This window comes from Salmonella sp. 741265073_HBA (assembly GCF_046569105.1).
GTDB classification, from domain to species: Bacteria; Pseudomonadota; Gammaproteobacteria; order Enterobacterales; family Enterobacteriaceae; genus Salmonella; species Salmonella enterica.
In genome coordinates this window covers 392,893-408,292 of the sequence record NZ_JBKFRY010000003.1, presented here as the reverse complement: position 1 = coordinate 408,292, position 15,400 = coordinate 392,893, and the positions used below count along the sequence as shown (strand labels likewise).

General features: G+C 45.4%; 14 protein-coding genes and 10 pseudogenes. 11 read left to right on the top strand and 13 right to left on the bottom strand.

Going from position 1 to position 15,400, the window contains the following annotated elements; all coding sequences use genetic code 11:
* Positions 1-13: 13 nt before the first annotated feature.
* Positions 14-367: a YebY family protein gene (locus tag ACLD3P_RS06920; protein WP_131046095.1), complete on the top strand. Its 354-nt coding sequence runs from the start codon at positions 14-16 to the stop codon at positions 365-367.
* Between the two features lie 382 nt (positions 368-749).
* On the opposite strand, the pseudogene ACLD3P_RS06915 reads toward ACLD3P_RS06920, so the two are convergent.
* Positions 750-1,379 (bottom strand): annotated as a pseudogene (locus ACLD3P_RS06915) (tyrosine-type recombinase/integrase); the annotation flags it as partial.
* 1 nt (position 1,380) lies between these two features.
* On the opposite strand from ACLD3P_RS06915, the pseudogene ACLD3P_RS06910 reads away from it, so the two are divergent.
* The 4 genes and pseudogenes from ACLD3P_RS06910 to ACLD3P_RS06895 all read left to right on the top strand — a co-directional run.
* Positions 1,381-1,668 (top strand): annotated as a pseudogene (locus tag ACLD3P_RS06910) (hypothetical protein); the annotation flags it as partial.
* Positions 1,640-2,299 carry a DUF4376 domain-containing protein gene (locus ACLD3P_RS06905; RefSeq protein ID WP_253777006.1) on the top strand — a complete coding sequence of 220 codons (660 nt, stop codon included), beginning with the start codon at positions 1,640-1,642 and terminating at the stop codon, positions 2,297-2,299. The pseudogene ACLD3P_RS06910 and the gene ACLD3P_RS06905, both read left to right, overlap by 29 nt.
* A 10-nt stretch (positions 2,300-2,309) precedes the next feature.
* Positions 2,310-2,642 (top strand): DUF1353 domain-containing protein, encoded by a 333-nt coding sequence (locus tag ACLD3P_RS06900; RefSeq protein WP_220569834.1) that lies wholly within the window; start codon positions 2,310-2,312, stop codon positions 2,640-2,642.
* A 48-nt stretch (positions 2,643-2,690) separates the two neighbouring features.
* Positions 2,691-2,800, top strand: a pseudogene (locus ACLD3P_RS06895) (tail fiber assembly protein); the annotation flags it as partial.
* Between the two features lie 90 nt (positions 2,801-2,890).
* Here the strand turns inward: ACLD3P_RS06895 and ACLD3P_RS06890 are convergent.
* From ACLD3P_RS06890 to ACLD3P_RS06880, 3 genes and pseudogenes are all read right to left on the bottom strand, one after another.
* Complete coding sequence (locus tag ACLD3P_RS06890) at positions 2,891-3,076, bottom strand: PagK family vesicle-borne virulence factor (RefSeq protein WP_411006459.1); 186 nt, start codon at positions 3,074-3,076, stop codon at positions 2,891-2,893.
* Positions 3,077-3,319: 243 nt separating this feature from the next.
* Positions 3,320-3,496, bottom strand: a pseudogene (locus ACLD3P_RS06885) (tail fiber assembly protein); the annotation flags it as partial.
* 16 nt (positions 3,497-3,512) lie between these two features.
* Entirely contained in the window at positions 3,513-4,283 is a 771-nt protein-coding gene (locus ACLD3P_RS06880) for a transporter substrate-binding domain-containing protein (protein ID WP_411006460.1), read from the bottom strand.
* 476 nt (positions 4,284-4,759) lie between these two features.
* On the opposite strand from ACLD3P_RS06880, the pseudogene ACLD3P_RS06875 reads away from it, so the two are divergent.
* A pseudogene (locus ACLD3P_RS06875) lies at positions 4,760-4,902 on the top strand (helix-turn-helix domain-containing protein); the annotation flags it as partial.
* Positions 4,903-4,930: 28 nt separating this feature from the next.
* On the opposite strand, the gene ACLD3P_RS06870 reads toward ACLD3P_RS06875, so the two are convergent.
* Both ACLD3P_RS06870 and ACLD3P_RS06865 read right to left on the bottom strand, forming a co-directional pair.
* Positions 4,931-5,731 (bottom strand): hypothetical protein, encoded by an 801-nt coding sequence (locus ACLD3P_RS06870; RefSeq protein WP_001536069.1) that lies wholly within the window; start codon positions 5,729-5,731, stop codon positions 4,931-4,933.
* A 287-nt stretch (positions 5,732-6,018) separates the two neighbouring features.
* Positions 6,019-6,204 (bottom strand): annotated as a pseudogene (locus ACLD3P_RS06865) (recombinase RecT); the annotation flags it as partial.
* On the opposite strand from ACLD3P_RS06865, the pseudogene ACLD3P_RS06860 reads away from it, so the two are divergent.
* Both ACLD3P_RS06860 and ACLD3P_RS06855 read left to right on the top strand, forming a co-directional pair.
* Positions 6,201-6,311, top strand: a pseudogene (locus tag ACLD3P_RS06860) (replication protein); the annotation flags it as partial. The pseudogenes ACLD3P_RS06865 and ACLD3P_RS06860 overlap by 4 nt on opposite strands.
* 13 nt (positions 6,312-6,324) lie before the next feature.
* Positions 6,325-6,720: a DUF977 family protein gene (locus ACLD3P_RS06855; protein ID WP_023258701.1), complete on the top strand. Its 396-nt coding sequence runs from the start codon at positions 6,325-6,327 to the stop codon at positions 6,718-6,720.
* 286 nt (positions 6,721-7,006) lie between these two features.
* On the opposite strand, the gene ACLD3P_RS06850 is transcribed toward ACLD3P_RS06855, so the two are convergent.
* On the bottom strand, positions 7,007-8,137 hold the full coding sequence (locus tag ACLD3P_RS06850; RefSeq protein ID WP_131046093.1) for a GGDEF domain-containing protein: 1,131 nt from the start codon (positions 8,135-8,137) through the stop codon (positions 7,007-7,009).
* Positions 8,138-8,532: 395 nt separating this feature from the next.
* On the opposite strand from ACLD3P_RS06850, the gene ACLD3P_RS06845 reads away from it, so the two are divergent.
* Entirely contained in the window at positions 8,533-10,512 is a 1,980-nt protein-coding gene (locus ACLD3P_RS06845) for an alkyl/aryl-sulfatase (protein ID WP_115285945.1), read from the top strand.
* 408 nt (positions 10,513-10,920) lie between these two features.
* On the opposite strand, the gene ACLD3P_RS06840 is transcribed toward ACLD3P_RS06845, so the two are convergent.
* From ACLD3P_RS06840 to ACLD3P_RS06825, 4 genes and pseudogenes are all read right to left on the bottom strand, one after another.
* A complete protein-coding gene (locus ACLD3P_RS06840) occupies positions 10,921-11,535 on the bottom strand; it encodes a disulfide bond formation protein B (protein WP_076935331.1) in 615 nt (204 codons plus the stop codon).
* A 9-nt stretch (positions 11,536-11,544) separates the two neighbouring features.
* Positions 11,545-11,703 carry a DUF5993 family protein gene (locus ACLD3P_RS06835; RefSeq protein WP_000480735.1) on the bottom strand — a complete coding sequence of 53 codons (159 nt, stop codon included), beginning with the start codon at positions 11,701-11,703 and terminating at the stop codon, positions 11,545-11,547.
* A gap of 132 nt (positions 11,704-11,835) precedes the next feature.
* A complete protein-coding gene (locus tag ACLD3P_RS06830; RefSeq protein WP_131046091.1) occupies positions 11,836-12,750 on the bottom strand; it encodes a DMT family transporter in 915 nt (304 codons plus the stop codon).
* A gap of 791 nt (positions 12,751-13,541) precedes the next feature.
* Positions 13,542-14,108, bottom strand: a pseudogene (locus ACLD3P_RS06825) (fimbrial protein); the annotation flags it as partial.
* On the opposite strand from ACLD3P_RS06825, the pseudogene ACLD3P_RS06820 reads away from it, so the two are divergent.
* Positions 14,095-14,166 (top strand): annotated as a pseudogene (locus tag ACLD3P_RS06820) (DNA polymerase V); the annotation flags it as partial. The pseudogenes ACLD3P_RS06825 and ACLD3P_RS06820 overlap by 14 nt on opposite strands.
* 90 nt (positions 14,167-14,256) lie before the next feature.
* Positions 14,257-14,616 (top strand): annotated as a pseudogene (locus ACLD3P_RS06815) (transposase); the annotation flags it as partial.
* Positions 14,617-14,761: 145 nt separating this feature from the next.
* On the opposite strand, the gene ACLD3P_RS06810 reads toward ACLD3P_RS06815, so the two are convergent.
* Positions 14,762-14,902 carry a hypothetical protein gene (locus tag ACLD3P_RS06810; RefSeq protein ID WP_031607419.1) on the bottom strand — a complete coding sequence of 47 codons (141 nt, stop codon included), beginning with the start codon at positions 14,900-14,902 and terminating at the stop codon, positions 14,762-14,764.
* Positions 14,903-15,070: 168 nt separating this feature from the next.
* On the bottom strand, positions 15,071-15,337 hold the full coding sequence (locus tag ACLD3P_RS06805) for a hypothetical protein (RefSeq protein WP_131046089.1): 267 nt from the start codon (positions 15,335-15,337) through the stop codon (positions 15,071-15,073).
* Positions 15,338-15,400: the final 63 nt, after the last annotated feature.

Genomic DNA, 15,400 nt, shown 5'->3' with positions numbered 1-15,400 from the left:
ACTGGCATAACGAATGAAAAAAATACTCCTTCCGGCGCTTCTGCTGGCCACTTCGGGCGTAGCGTTGGCGGCGCCGCAGGTGATTACCGTAAGTCGTTTTGAAGTAGGAAAAGACAAGTGGGCGTTTAATCGGGAAGAGGTCATGTTGACCTGTCGGCCTGGCCAGGCGCTCTATGTGATCAACCCCAGTACGCTGGTGCAGTATCCCTTGAATGTCATTGCCGAACAGCAAGTAGCGGAGGGTAAAACGCGCGCTCAGCCTATTGTCGTCATTCAAATCGATAACCCGGCGAAGCCCGGTGAGAAAATGAGTCTGGCACCGTTTATCGAACGTGCGCAAAAGCTTTGTGATCCATCCAATAGCTGACTGATTTTTAATAAAAAACCGTAAACCTTCACGAAAAGACTTACGGTTTTTTTATCTCTGATGACAGACAAAACGCCAGGTTTTTTCAATCACCTTCGTCACAAACTGGAAAACCTGGCGTCGTCATCTATTCTTAAAGGGCAAGGCGATTTAGCCTGCATTAATGCCAACTTTTAGCGCACGGCTCTCTCCCAAGAGCCATTTCCCTGGACCGAATACAGGAATCGTATTCGGTCTCTTTTTATTTTTCTTATAAATCAAACAATTAAAAACGCTTGTCCGAAAATATCCGAAATTTGTCCGAATTTCTGTATTCCGGTCTTTTTGGTTATATCACAATCAAATTAAATTTAACATTTATTTCACAACGAAAATTGGAGTATTAGAGCATCATATAAGTTTTATCATCACGCTCATCGAGATAGAGTTTCGTGGTGTTCGCTGATGTGTGGCCCAGGAGTTTTTGGGCGAACACCTCGCCGTGCTCGTTTTTGTACAGCCGCCCGGCCAGACTTCGGATCTCGTGAAATGTCGGTGGATTATTGCTGAAGTTAACACCGGAGGCTTTTCTTGCTTTTACAAATGTCTTTGTCAATCCATCCGGATGAATATTCCCGGTTGGGCTATTTTTCCTGATTCCGGCACTGATCATGAAATCAGTGCGGCTTACCAGTCGGCAGCGATCGATTACCGTTCCCAGGCGTAACCCCGTCGCCCGAAGTGTCAGGGAGAGGGGAATGGCTATTTTCATTCCGGTTTTGATCTGAGTTACGTATAAGCGGTTGTCAAAAACATCACTAAATTTCATATTTACGATATCCTCCCTACGTTGACCAGTAACGAGCGCTAAATCCATCGCGAGAGGGAACCATGCAGGCATATGCTCTGCTGCCGCTCGTGTGGCGTTATACGTTTCCAGTTGCAAGCGTTCCCTGGCAACCTTAATTTCAGGTGCTCGGGTTGGCTCAACCGGATTCGTTGTTATTCTTCCTTCCACAATTGCCTCACGAAAATCATTCATCGGTAACCGTAAACCGGATGGGTTGCTGAATGCTGTGGAGCGGTATTTCAGGGAGAGGGCCATCACAGCCAGTGTTAACGACCAGAACACAGGGATTATCGCCGGTACCGGGGATGATCCGGAACTGAGTTCGTTGTATCTGGACTGTTCACTGTGACCGCAGACACAAAATATCCAGGAGCATTACCGTATCGTCGCGCAGGTCTGGAGTGCCGGTGAAGGCAGTAATGTTTCGGTAATGGTGACAGGCACTGCCGGACAGGATATTGCCGACGGTAGCGCCACATACCGGATTACCGTCAAACTGTACCGATATTGCCCCTCCTGATATTCCAGCCAGTCATATTGCTGTATTTGACTCTGAAACCGAAACGTGGAGTCTGAACGAAGACCATCGCGGCGAAACAGTGTGCGACACGCAAACCGGCAATCCGATTTATATTTCAAAACCCGGCCCGTTACCGGAGAACACCACCACACAGGCCCCCACATCACCAATAGATAAATTTGAAAACGGTCAGTGGGTGGCTGACCTTGCGACCGCACTCGGTCAGAAATACGCTGAGATTAATGCGTGGCGTAATGCGCAGGAAAACGGTAACTATCCGTTCACACTGAATGATCACCACTGGGACTGCGGTAAAGCGTCGCAGGACCGACTGTCGCCAGTAACGGCGGTGGCAAAACAGGGAGCGCTACCGCCAGGATTCTTCTGGACGGATGCAGATAACATCGATGTGCCAATGAGCGCAGACGAACTGATTAAACTCGAAGCCGCTATGCAACAAAACATGGTACTGGTGGGTTTTAAAATCCACGAACGCCAGCGGCAGATGAAGGACGAAGTGAACAGTCTCACCAACGCACAGGCTGTACTGGATTACGTGGTTGGCTGGCCGGAAAACCGTTAAGGAATGTATTATGAGCTGCTTCACAACCCCGGCCATTCTTGAAATGCCTGGCCACTACCTTTGGCGTGTACATGAACCTTTTGAATTTTACCTCAGCGACGACAACAGCGACGTAATCAGCGTACCAGCCGGATTTGTAACTGATCTCGCCACCGTTCCACGCATCTTCTGGTCAGTCATGCCGCCAGACGGCAAATACGCTAAAGCGGCAATAATCCACGACTACCTTTACGACAATGCGCTGCGCACGAAAAAAGAAGCCAATTTGATATTCCTGGACGGAATGACCGTGCCTGGCGCGCCGAAGTGGAAACGGATTGAGATGTATCTGGCGGTCAGGTGATTTGGCAGGGGAATGTATGGGAAAGAACGTAAATACTGTGAATGATTTGCCACAGATGACGAGATTAAACGGCTGGAAGCATGGGAACTCTACAGCGTAATGGTAAACAGGGTGCATACATCTGCCTCTCCTGGCCGGATAAACCAGCCAGTCTGTAGTCGTTACTGTGGTATTTTAATTATCCATGTATCACAAATTACTTGTTTACACGGTAATTAATCACCCCGGTTAATAAAAGGTTGTTTCGTTTACCAGCATATTTTACCCTCTGGTAGTGCTGGGATTGATATACCTGCTGGCCAGATTTTACACCACGGAAACGAAATGCCCGGGAATCCTTTATTACCGCTTTCAGTGGCCATTGCAGATGAAGAAAATGTTATGGCTGATATAGCAAAAACCAGCGCTAACAATACACTGTTAAATTTATTCATAATATTATCCACATAGTTGAGAGTTATGCTGCCTTCTTAACTTTTACCGCAATCCTTTTACCAGGATAAAGCAGAGGCGAAAATTTTTCTTGTCTGTCTACTGATTGTTAAGCAAGTATTTACTTTGAAATGGAATAATAAGTGTAGTAATTTCATTCTCTACAGAAAATTTACTTGTATCTGAATGAACTCGTGTAGATACCAGAACCAAACTAACGCCTAAAAAACTGCAAGTTAGTAGTATTACTGTGATAATGCAGACCATCTGATTGCTGTGAAGGTGGCCTCATCTGAAACGCCTGTTAAGTCCAGCGTTTTAAGCTTCCTGATATAAGCCATCCATTTAGCCTGGCTGGCTTTATCGTCGTCACTGCTTTCACCCCGCGCCAGTTCTGTTCGTCAGTCGGCAATGGTGCTTGTCAAAACTTTGTGGCGGCTACTCTGGATTTATCTGCCACTTTCTGGCAAGTATGATTCTGTTTTCATCAGATAACCAGCTATTTACAGCATCAAGAAGATACTGATTATCCTTCGCCATCATATAGACTTTATTACCGGCAGTGTCGGGGAGGATACTCCTGGTTGATACGCAGAAGACGCCTGGCTCTTTGTTCTGGTAATAAGTACCTTCGAGCAAGTCGGTAAACATGACATCAGCGCTGCGTTCACGAATCCTCTGCAGAGTGGCATCATTATCTTTTTCGCGAATAACATCTGCATACCTGATATGCTTGTCAACATAGTCCAGATTTGTACCACCTGGATTAACAACAATCCGCACGCCCTTACGGTCAATATCTTCAAGAGATTTGAAGTCATTAATCCTGTTACATTGCGTCAGCGCTATTTTCCCATTTTTAAGTACCGGAGCAGAAAGTGCGAACTGTTTTCTTCTGCCGGGAGTTTCTGTAATCCCTCCCATTGCAATATCAAATTTGTCTGCTGCCAGGTCAGTTGACAGTGTAGGCCAACTGCCAGGTACAAACAGGATATTCAGGTGCAGAGCTTTGCCCAGTGAATATGCCATATCAATATCAAAACCGATTAATTTATTTTGTTTGTTGTGAAATGCGAGGGGAGCATAGTCACCAGGCACCCCCACACGTAACTCTTTGCTTTCTTTAATCTCCTGCCAGGGTTTTGCCATCGCGGAATGAATACCTGAAAGTGACAACAAGATAACAAACATAAAATATACTTTTTTCATTACTCTTACCCTAATGTTTGATCAGTAGACTACAGATGAGATTGTCTTCTCTCCATTGCACCGGTAACCTATACTGGGCAGGGAATCCAATAATAGTGGTATATTAAACGGGAGATCCTCTCGCCACGATATACTATCCGCTATGAAGACCTGCTTCGGGTTAAGTGACAGCTTCAATTAAATTTTCACCCTGATTTTTCACATTTCTGATGTGATGGATTACCGCAGTCACGTTGTTTGCAAGAGCGTGCCTTGGTAGGCTGCCTGCTGTTTAGTCAGAACTGACTGTAATCGTGTTTATAGGTCGTACAGTTCACTATTGTGATGTAACGTCGTATGTTGATCAGCAGATCGTATGCTGACGATTTCAAAAGTACATAATTAAGTACATTTTTATATGTCACTTTTGTTTAATTCTATTTAATTCAGTTAGTTGAGTTTTTGCTTTCGTAATCGTTATTAAATAATAATCACAGGAACAATGGGCGCAGCCGGGCGCCTCATTAGGGCCGGAGTACCGTGACAGCAGGTAGCGATTATTTATGATGTTGGCGTTTCGACGTTGTACAGAAAATTTCCGGCGAGTAACATGCCTTTGATGCCATTCATGGGAAAATAACACTCCTTTAATCAGCCATAAGAGTTAATTATATAAACTTAAATGGATTTGTTAATTGAATTTCATCAAGATTAACTCTATATAAAAGATTTATTGTCTTTGTTATGGCGTCTATATATTCTGCGCTATTCATTATGGCAGTGTATTTATCGTATGCTTCGAAGCAATGATTTTCATTGATATATTCACTGCTATTGTTTTTATAAATTTCATATGACTCTTCCTTTTTGAAAATGCGCGCATCCAGCCAAGGGTCAAGTATATATTCCGATATTCCTTTTGAATCAGTAAAAGTCAAAAAAACGACCACATGATTCCCTCCTGACGCGCTATTATACATAAGGGATGTGCTTATTCTGGCATCAAATACATTATTTTTCGAAAATCCTATTCCGGTTAGTCTTTGTGGTATATATTTTGCAATAATCGCACCTAAAATTAGCGACATATCAGCACAGTTCCCTGTGTTATATTTTATTGAATCAATGGAAGAATATATTAGACTCAGAGATATTGGGTTTTCTGGTCTTTCAGCCATAGCTCTGTCAAAAGAGTTTGCTTTTATAGTTTGCAGAAATTTCTTGTGATGTTCTCTTTGTAAATTAAGAGCGTCGTATTTTTCCTGCGTATCAATTTTAAGCCTGTCAATTTGCATAGCATCATAACTGTCCGATTTCTTTATTATTGTTCTGACAAAAACGGTACATTCTGAAGCAGCATTAATAATACAGGAGGATAAATCAACTGAAGTACTCTGTTGGTTGTTACAGGCGCTCACTCCAGTTGTGTCGAATTTTTCTGTAGCTACATGTCCAACATTTATAATCAATTACATTTCCCTGTATTCAAAATTAAGCGATATTCTTATGTCACGACAACCTAACAGGGACTGACTACAAAGATCTTTAAAGAAACGTTCATTATTGTATCTATTGATGAACTCCCTTCAGATTTAGAGGTTGTGCCCATGGTCGAAAAGCTCCTCTACGCTCATATACTTAACTTATCGGGGACATGGTAGGTTAGGATGTGAAAACACAGGGACAGTTACTGTCACTGCGAAGGCAGCAATAAGGAGGCCTATCCTGTACGAACTGTGGAAAACTATATCTTGTTCACGATCACCTGCATCGTTGACGATGCGCGATCCCGGAGGTTTGACGACTGCCCGGTATGATAGGCATGACCGAGCGCGCCGCCGGGTTCCAGCCCAAGCTGGGTACACTGAACGATGGCGCTGACAAAACTCATGGTGTCACAGTCACCCAGCGCCAGAACTTTTCGGATTTCCGTTGTGGCTACCGCCGGTACGCCGTCAACTTACAGCGCCGCGCCATCCGGCAGGGCCAACCCCGGCACAACTGATGATGGAAGAATTCAGACGGCGTAAGGCGGCGGGAAGGCTTTAACAGGGGGGGACTTATGAGCAGAAATTACACACCGGCGCAGAAAGCTGAAATACAGAAGCGCCTGACGGAACTGATACGAACACACGGTCGGATGACGTTTGGAGAGCTGCGGAAGATAACAGGGTTAACCATTTTTACAGCCCGCCACTACCTGGAAAAGGCGGAAAGTTGTGGGGATCTGTATCAGGCCGGGAGAAGCGGTATTTTTCCTTCGGAACAGGCTTTCCTGCTTTGGAAGCAGAAACGTGAGGATGCCAGGATTACCCGCTTTCTGAAAACGCCGGAAGGTGTCGTGAGTTCCTACGACCGGACCAGAAACGTTATCTGTACGGAGTGCCGGAACAGCGTGACGATGCAAAGGGTACTGGCATTTTATCCGGGACATTACCGGGAGGCGAAATCTGCATGAAAATCGAATAATATAACTTTGCAGAGGTAGTGAATATCGTAATCACCCGTTCGGCATTTGAATTCCGTGAGCACAGTCGTGTTGTGAATGTCGCCTTGTTCACAACACCAGGAATATTCCACTGTCAACTGGTTGTCTGCGGCTGGACATAATTTTATCTGATATTCAGGCTGTACCAGCGCAAAGGTTCCGTGAGTCCGACTCTCTTTTTTGCTTCCAAATATTCAGTTTTAATTATCTGAGTATGGCAAGGTGATCATCTGTATCAAACACCGGGCAACTGGTTTTACTTTACCCAACGATTACGTCCCTGTTGTTTAGCCCGATAAAGGGCCTCGTCCGCTCTGGCAATAATGCCGGTAACAGTGTCACCGGCTGTGGAAAGGGTGATGCCCATGCTGACGGTGACCGTTTCGCTAACCGCAGATGCTGCATGCGGCAGTGCGGTTTCACGCAGGTTTGTCTGAATACGTTGAGCAACCAGTGCTGCTTCATTCAGCGACGAAGAAGGCAGCACAACGACAAACTCCTCGCCCCCGTAACGTGCCACCAGGTCTGCCGGAGTACGAATCGACCTCTTCACTACACAGGCCACCTTTGCCAGACAGGCATCGCCAGCCTGGTGACCATAATGGTCGTTATAGTTTTTGAAATAGTCCACATCGAGCATGATCAGTGCAAACGGCTCCGTCTGGCGGAGAGCATCCCCAAGAAAACTTTCCATTGAACGTCGATTAGCGGTCCCGGTCAGTGCATCCTGGTGAGCCATAACGTCGAGACGCGCGATAAGCATCCGGTTTTCCTGGTAACGCAACCAGGCTTCATCAAACCAGCGCTGCAGGATAAAGCGACCATAAATGAGTATGGCGGTAAGAGTAAGCCAGACTAATAAAAACCGGATATTCACATACTGGTTAAGCTGCACACTGGCCAGTAGGGCGGTCAGCCATAACGGGACGATGAAAAGTAGCAACGCTAGCAGATGGTAATAAAGCGCAGCCAGCGCGGTAAGCATAAGGATGACACTGAGAGGCCAGGCAAAAGGCAGCTGCCACCAGACAATAAAACAGTAGCTACAATAGCTCCACATCAGACTGAGAATCAGCAGCATCACCAGACAAAGAGGAGTAAATCTGGTCGGAAGGCGGTAAATGAAAAGGAGTATCAGGAACGAAAAAACAATAATACTGCCCATAATATCGTCTATTAAAGGCAGTATTCCAGTCTGTGCACTGATCGACTTGTCAAAGTCACTGATGAGTATGTGGCGAAATAAAATGATAAGCGCAAAGCTGATATTCACAAATGTGAACCACGGAATACTTACACGTAGCGCTTGCCTGACCATATCTTTATGATCCTGCCATACCCTTCCAGCACTGGAGGTACGGCGCCAGTCGTCCGAATCCTGCCCCATCCTTAATCGCCTCATATTATGAATAATTACTATCCAGTGTAGTGCGGAGATACTTCACGGTGAAAAATGGAAAAGCTATCAGGCCAGGCTGCATTTTTGGCTGATGAGATGATTTTTGCTCCACAGTGACGAACTTATAGTCACAATTCCTGTAGTAGGGGGGAGAATTATAGTGTCTCCCGGAAACTGGAAGCGAGCTTACCCCACTTACTAAAAGAGGATGTAACTGGCAGACGTAAAACACGATTTATTTGTATCCATAAATAGCGAAATGTAACGTTTTGGTTATATTTAAAAGAGAGAAAATGGTCAGCAATAACTTTAATTGTTTGAATTAACAGATAATTAATCGACCAGACTGAGTGATACAGAATATTTTTACATGAGGGGTACAAATGAGGCTTAAGTTGATCGTTAAAAGTTTTGCGCTGGCGGGGCTACTCTCTTCCACTGCGCTGACACCTTTATTTGCACAGGAAGCCCCAAAAGGTGCCACTGCTTCAACCAAGCAAGCTAACAATGCGCTTTATAACCAACTTCCTTTCTCTGATAACACCGATTTCACGAATGCCCATAAAGGCTTTATCGCTGGTTTACCTGAAGAGGTGATTAAGGGAGAGCAAGGGAATGTCATCTGGAATCCACAGCAGTACGCTTTCATAAAAGAAGGGGAAAAATCTCCTGACACTGTTAACCCTAGTCTGTGGCGTCAGTCCCAACTAATCAATATCAGTGGCTTGTTTGAAGTAACAGACGGCGTCTACCAGATTCGTAACCTTGATTTATCCAATATGACGATTATCGAAGGTAAAGAGGGGATTACGGTTGTCGATCCGCTGGTTTCTGCGGAAACAGCCAAAGCCGGTATGGATTTGTATTTCAAAAACCGTGGCAATAAGCCTGTTGTCGCCATCATTTATACTCATAGCCATGTTGACCACTATGGCGGTGTGCGTGGCGTTGTCGATGAAGCGGACGTGAAATCCGGCAAGGTGAAAGTGTATGCGCCTGCTGGCTTTATGGAGGCAGCAGTAGCCGAGAATATTATGGCCGGCAACGTGATGAGCCGCCGTGCCAGCTATATGTATGGCAACCTCCTGAAACCAGATGCCTCCGGCCAGGTTGGCGCCGGACTGGGGACGACCACCTCTGCGGGGACGGTGACACTGATTGCGCCCACTAATATCATCGATAAAGACGGCCAGAAAGAAGTGATTGATGGCCTGACTTACGACTTTATGCTGGCCCCTGGTTCGGAAGCCCCTTCGGAAATGCTGTGGTTCATCGAAGAGAAGAAACTCATCGAAGCCGCAGAGGACGTCACTCACACCCTGCATAACACTTACTCGCTACGCGGCGCAAAAATTCGTGAGCCGTTGCCGTGGTCGAAATATATCAACGAAGCTATAGTGCGTTGGGGTGACAAAGCTGAAATTATTATGGCCCAGCACCACTGGCCGACCTGGGGTAACGAGAATGTTGTTGGTCTGCTGAAAAGCCAGCGAGACCTGTATCGTTATATCAATGACCAGACTCTGCGTATGGCCAATGAAGGTCTGACTCGCGACGAAATAGCGGCCAACTTCAAACTACCGGATAGCCTGGCAAAAACCTGGGCCAACCGCGGCTATTACGGCTCCATCAGCCATGACGTAAAAGCAACGTATGTGCTGTATCTCGGTTGGTTCGATGGCAATCCGGCAACCCTTGATGAGCTGCCACCCGAAGAAGCGGCTAAGAAATTTGTTGAATACATGGGCGGTGCCGATGCGATTCTTCAGAAAGCCAAAGCAGACTTTGACCAGGGGAACTACCGTTGGGTTGCTCAGGTGGTGAGTAAGGTCGTGTTTGCCGATCCAAATAACCAGAATGCACGTAACCTTGAAGCCGATGCGCTGGAACAATTGGGGTATCAGGCTGAATCTGGTCCATGGCGTAACTTCTACCTGACCGGTGCGCAGGAGCTGCGTAACGGTGTGGTTAAAGGTCCGACGCCAAATACAGCAAGTCCGGATACCGTTCGGGCAATGACCCCTGAAATGTTCTTCGATTTCCTGGCTGTACATATCAACGGTGAAAAAGCGGGTAATGCCCGGGCGGTGTTTAATATTGACCTTGGCAGCGACGGCGGAAAGTACAAGCTTGAGCTGGAAAATGGCGTGCTGAACCACACGGCTAATGCTGAAGCGAAAGACGCTGATGCCACGATTACTCTGAACCGTGACACGCTGAATAAAATTATCCTGAAGGAAGAAACCCTGAAGCAGGCTCAAGATAAAGGAGAAGTCAACGTTACCGGTAATGCTGCGAAACTGGATGAGATGCTGGGCTATATGGACAAGTTTGAGTTCTGGTTCAATATAGTTACACCATAAATAGATTCCCTGCGGCGTCAATGCTGCAGGGAAGTTACTTCAGACAATTCTGTACGTTTTTCATACTCGATTTTTCCTTCATTCTTTATATCTTGCTTCATTTTATGTATTTGCTGCTGAAGCACATGACCCTGATGCCAGTCAGTCCTGATTCTGTTATGCACAGCCTTTTTCATCAGATGACAGTAACTGGTTGTGGCGTGATTCAATGGTCTGCGAGTCTGGTCAACATGCTTTTAGTTAGTTAAATGTGATTCTACTAATTCGTAATGCGAAGGTTGTAAGTTTGATTCCTATTATTGCACCATTTCAACGTTACTGTAACTTCCGTGTTAGCCCATAACCACTCCAATTTCTACAAGACAGGTGCTTGCTATATATTTACCAATCCGTCATTTTAAAAGTGCGTCATAACCGGAGAACTGTCCTCGTCAGGAGGCCTGTTTTCAGAAAGGCAATATCCTGTTTCGACAGTAGCTTATATGTGACCGGGTTAGCAGCACATTCCCCTCCGCCACATTCCAGTACAGTTGAAATAAGGTTGGCAGTAATCAGTAACAGAAATACCCAACCGACAATACTGAACAGGTCCGGATTAATATTCAATGAACGAAATGCAACATTCATGCTACTGATTGCCAGAGTTACCGCAACAGCAATAATAATCAGAATTGACGTAATCAGAGCCCAGGTATAAAAGTGTAATCCAAAAAATGCAGAACCATATCCTGTGTCACCGGGCATGATATGCAAACATATTTGCCGGGATGCCATAACTCCGGTCAGGATACTGCCAATAATTACCATCCCGTAATGTATACCTCGTAGACCAAAGCAGAGGTTAAATAAAAAGCCAAAACCGGCGATGATAAGGCCAGCCCGCTGTAATAAGCAAATTGGACAAGGCAGCTCATGCCTAACGAGTTGATAATAAAAGGCTACAACCAGAGCAACGCATATCCCAAGGAGTCCCATCTGATTAATCAGATGAACAAATGTTGTTGGATGATGATGCGTTTTCATACACACTCCTTAAAATGACAAAGTCAGCGAATTGGTCATATGATGGATGAATGATAAAATAGTGACGATGAGTAAAACGGCCCACAGAATGTAGCTGACTTTATCCTTTCTGTTTATGGCCCCCATTGCCACGCTCAGTGCAAGCAAGAATGGCAGAAACATGAACATAAAAAACTCCTTTATTACATTGCTTGTTAATATAATCGCTGTGTATTACCGGGTCTGTATTCCAGCTTATCCACCCCGCATTAGCCGGAGCTCAGTAAGGCTTCAGGAATTATTTGCGTTATTATAAATCGATTATTCCTGTGATGAATTATCCCGGCATCTGCTGGTTACAGGGATATTTCTGGCGACAAGAGTAAGAAATATCCCGATAGCTAATGGTATAATAAGCAGCATTGAGTGTGTTGAAATAGCATATCCATAAATATAGTCTTCCAGACTTACCGCAATCAGCGGAAAGATAAGAAATACAAGCGAAGCCTGGAAGGCATTAGCCTTTTGCTGAAGCGCAAAGTAGCACAGGATACCAAAAACTCCGGCAAAAGCCCCGAGATACAGGGTAGCTAATATTGAGTGTACTGAGAAGGTTGATACTTGTGGTCTTTCAAAAAACCATCCTGTCGCAGAAAGTATCAACCCAGCTAAAAGGCACGGGAGCGCATTAAATGTGATAACAGAGACAGTACAACTTCTTTTCTTACATTGTGTATATATTATGGCATGGATTAACACAGCAGAAATAAGCGCAGTGATACCCTGCCAGTGACTCTCTGTACTTGTATTCGTTTCTTCAAGAAGTATCCCCGTCAATGCAGTGATTGCGATAGTTAAGCCCGCGATCTGCATTAGTTTCGCTTTTTCATTTAGAAACAAAACCGATGCTATCAAAACGGCCACAGGCATATTCGCAAAGATAATGGCGGCAAGCCCAGAGTTGACATAGGTTTCACCATAAATCATTAGTGAGAAAGGAATAGAAAAATAAAAGATGCAAATCACAAGCTGGAATAATCGTTGTCCGGGAGGAAACAACAGTGTTTTTTTTCTTAACCATGCAATGATGATTAAAAAAGGTGCTGCAAACATAAACCTCATTCCGGTTGCAAACACTGGAGGGATAGTTTCAACGGCAATTCGCATAGCCAACCATGTAGTCCCCCAGGTCAGTGAAACTAGCATGAATAATATAGATATCGACACCTTGCGCATAAGATCCTCTCCATAAAAAAATTAATTTAGCTTTTTAGCTAGAAAAAAGTAGCGTTTTCTTCACTGTGTTTTTTATATGTTTAGATAAAAATTTCTCTATCAGAAGACGCAGTTATGCTGAATGAGAAAAATAAGAAATGACTCAGGCTGTTACCACACGATTGTCCACTGCGCCTGCAAGACGTGGCAGCAGTTGTCGATTTAATATCTATTCTTGCTGGAAGGCATAAAACGCCTTGAAGATGAAGAGCTCATCATTAGTCGGGTTCCCTTGTTGAGCCAGGGCAAGTTTAACTTATCGCTTTCAACCCTTACGATGATAAATGATCTTATCCACCCATAATGGACATACGGCTAAATGAGTAAATTCTCAAGTAAGAGGCAGGATCTGTATCAACCAGTAAGAAGCCCCGGAAACAGCACCGGCGGAATTCCGTCAGGAAGCTCTGAAACTCGCTGAATGTACGTTGCCCGCGAACGATTGTTAATCAGCGCCATAGCAAGAATAATTGTTTGTTTCACAAGGAGATAGAAAAAACTATAGCTTTGCGCCGGGGCGGAGGCAGGAGGAGATAACTCGTTGTAATAGAATGTTTTTATATGGCGACCTTAATACTGGCGCCATTTGGGATAAAATCTAATCAATTAACAAAATTGTGATCCGCTTCTAAATTACTTCTCCTGGCCTTACGGCTACCTGGAAGAATTTGTTCTGAGTCAGATTCATCACGAGAGCTTGTAAAACCCATTACGTAGCCGCAGAACATAATGGGTTACCAGAGCAAAATAGTTTATAACATAGCATAGATGCCAGACACACTACGACGCGATGCCTGTAATTGCGCATTAACGCTTCCTGCTGTTACTGTTTGTCCGCCGATCGCCTCAAGTGAGGCAGTAAAATCATCGCTGTAGGTTTCTACTGAACCGGATGATACCCGTGTGGTTAAATCTTTATAGCCATACCAGCCTCGGGCGTTGCCGATGCCCGTCCTGATACGATCGGGCAACAGATTAATCGGTGTACCGGCATCGTTATAGATGCGAATTCCCACTCCGGAAGCTACGCCGGGTTCGCCATAATGGGTGTCCAGTAGCCACGACAGACCGCCTGCGGATGCGGTTATCCCCAGGCGACGAGCCACCGCCACGGCGGTTGGTTGATTAACGACAAACCCCATCGCGACATTGGCGGCACTAATGGTTGGACGGGGGCTGGATACGGCGCCGGACTCACATTCCAGGCTGACATGGAAAGGTACCTGGCTACTCCCCGCGGCGGCTAATACGCCGACGGCGACAGGGGGAATTTTCACGATCGCAGGATAATCTGTGATTTTACATAACGCGCCGCGCGCCGGTAGTGCCAAGCTGATGGAAGTACTGGACCATCTTAACGCAAAAGACGGGAAGGGAAAGTGATAGCTAATTGAATCTATTAGAATCAAAAATAACGTATTCTAATCGTTAAAATCACTTAATTAATATGTAACAGCGGCCTCAGGCCCGACCGAAGAGGCGGCTCTGATGGCGCTAGATACGTTCGTGAAAGTCCGGGACGATAAATATCCGCAAATCAGCAAAAGCTGGCGTGCGCACCGGGAAAACCTCAATACGCTCTTCAGTTATCCGCCGGATATCCGCAAGGCCATCTATACGACAAACGCAATCGAATCCCTGAACTGCGTGATCCGTGCCGCGATTAAGAAACGCAAGGTGTTCCCAACGGATGACTCAATACGAAAAGTTATTTATCTGGCGATCGAGGATGCGTCAAAAAAATGGAGTAGGCCGATCCAGAACTGGCGGCTGGCGATGAGCCGTTTTATTATCGAGTTCGGTGACCGCCTGAGCGATCACCTTTAATAACTGGACAGTTACACAGAATTACTGACAGGCTCATTCTTTTGTGTTGCGCCTCTCTGTTTCTATTGTTTTAGATAGCCATGAGAGCTCCGTTGCTGAGAATTTTAGTCGTGAGGTTCTTTCTTCTGCACCGGGTGGGCGCATTTCATAACTGCAGGACCATCTGCTGAATACTGTATAGCTCTGTATATCGCATGTTGTTGAGGTCAGTGTGCAATTCCTCGGTACTGGCTTGTTCTGTATAGGTCCGGAGATTTCTGGGTAGTGTCCTTTTGGGCCTGAACATATGTGTTTGATTGAAAATGGCATCGTGTTTTATCCTTTACGCTGTGAAATGTTGTTTTGTGCTCTTCTGTTGTGATTGGTGATGTGACGGGATCGTCCATGCACCCTTCCTTTTATTGACGGCGTATCAGTCCATTGATGCCATGCTCGCTTAATTTGTCCAGCATCATCAAGCCGTCGTTTTCTTTCTGCTGCAATTCAAGCAACTTAAAGCGTATTTCGTTAAGTAAAGGTTTAATAACTCCGCGCTTGCGAACCACCTTTCTGATAACGTCTTTTTCGAAGTATAAACGGCAGAAGTGATTTTCATAATTCGCATACACTCTTCACCCAGCGCTGGCAAATCTTCAACGCTGAAAGGCTGGGGAGAAGGGCGTCCAGTTGCTGAACGGAGAGCGAACCATACGCCCTGATTCCACGTGTTATCAAACTTCATACCGTGGTTATCATCCAGACAAGGCGCTTGAGGTTGCTCATATGTTTTGGGGAAAGAGGTTCG

What these genes read in the sequence shown, in the direction of transcription:
- ACLD3P_RS06900 (WP_220569834.1), top strand. Translation starts at nt 2,310, where the DNA reads ATGAGCTGCTTCACAACCCCGGCCATTCTTGAAATGCCTGGCCACTAC.
- ACLD3P_RS06810 (WP_031607419.1), bottom strand. Translation starts at nt 14,902, where the DNA reads ATGTTCAGGCCCAAAAGGACACTACCCAGAAATCTCCGGACCTATACA.
- ACLD3P_RS06805 (WP_131046089.1), bottom strand. Translation starts at nt 15,337, where the DNA reads ATGAAGTTTGATAACACGTGGAATCAGGGCGTATGGTTCGCTCTCCGT.
- ACLD3P_RS06855 (WP_023258701.1), top strand. Translation starts at nt 6,325, where the DNA reads ATGAGCAGAAATTACACACCGGCGCAGAAAGCTGAAATACAGAAGCGC.
- ACLD3P_RS06840 (WP_076935331.1), bottom strand. Translation starts at nt 11,535, where the DNA reads ATGAAAACGCATCATCATCCAACAACATTTGTTCATCTGATTAATCAG.
- ACLD3P_RS06835 (WP_000480735.1), bottom strand. Translation starts at nt 11,703, where the DNA reads ATGTTCATGTTTCTGCCATTCTTGCTTGCACTGAGCGTGGCAATGGGG.
- ACLD3P_RS06880 (WP_411006460.1), bottom strand. Translation starts at nt 4,283, where the DNA reads ATGAAAAAAGTATATTTTATGTTTGTTATCTTGTTGTCACTTTCAGGT.
- ACLD3P_RS06920 (WP_131046095.1), top strand. Translation starts at nt 14, where the DNA reads ATGAAAAAAATACTCCTTCCGGCGCTTCTGCTGGCCACTTCGGGCGTA.
- ACLD3P_RS06830 (WP_131046091.1), bottom strand. Translation starts at nt 12,750, where the DNA reads ATGCGCAAGGTGTCGATATCTATATTATTCATGCTAGTTTCACTGACC.
- ACLD3P_RS06890 (WP_411006459.1), bottom strand. Translation starts at nt 3,076, where the DNA reads ATGAATAAATTTAACAGTGTATTGTTAGCGCTGGTTTTTGCTATATCA.
- ACLD3P_RS06845 (WP_115285945.1), top strand. Translation starts at nt 8,533, where the DNA reads ATGAGGCTTAAGTTGATCGTTAAAAGTTTTGCGCTGGCGGGGCTACTC.
- ACLD3P_RS06850 (WP_131046093.1), bottom strand. Translation starts at nt 8,137, where the DNA reads ATGGGGCAGGATTCGGACGACTGGCGCCGTACCTCCAGTGCTGGAAGG.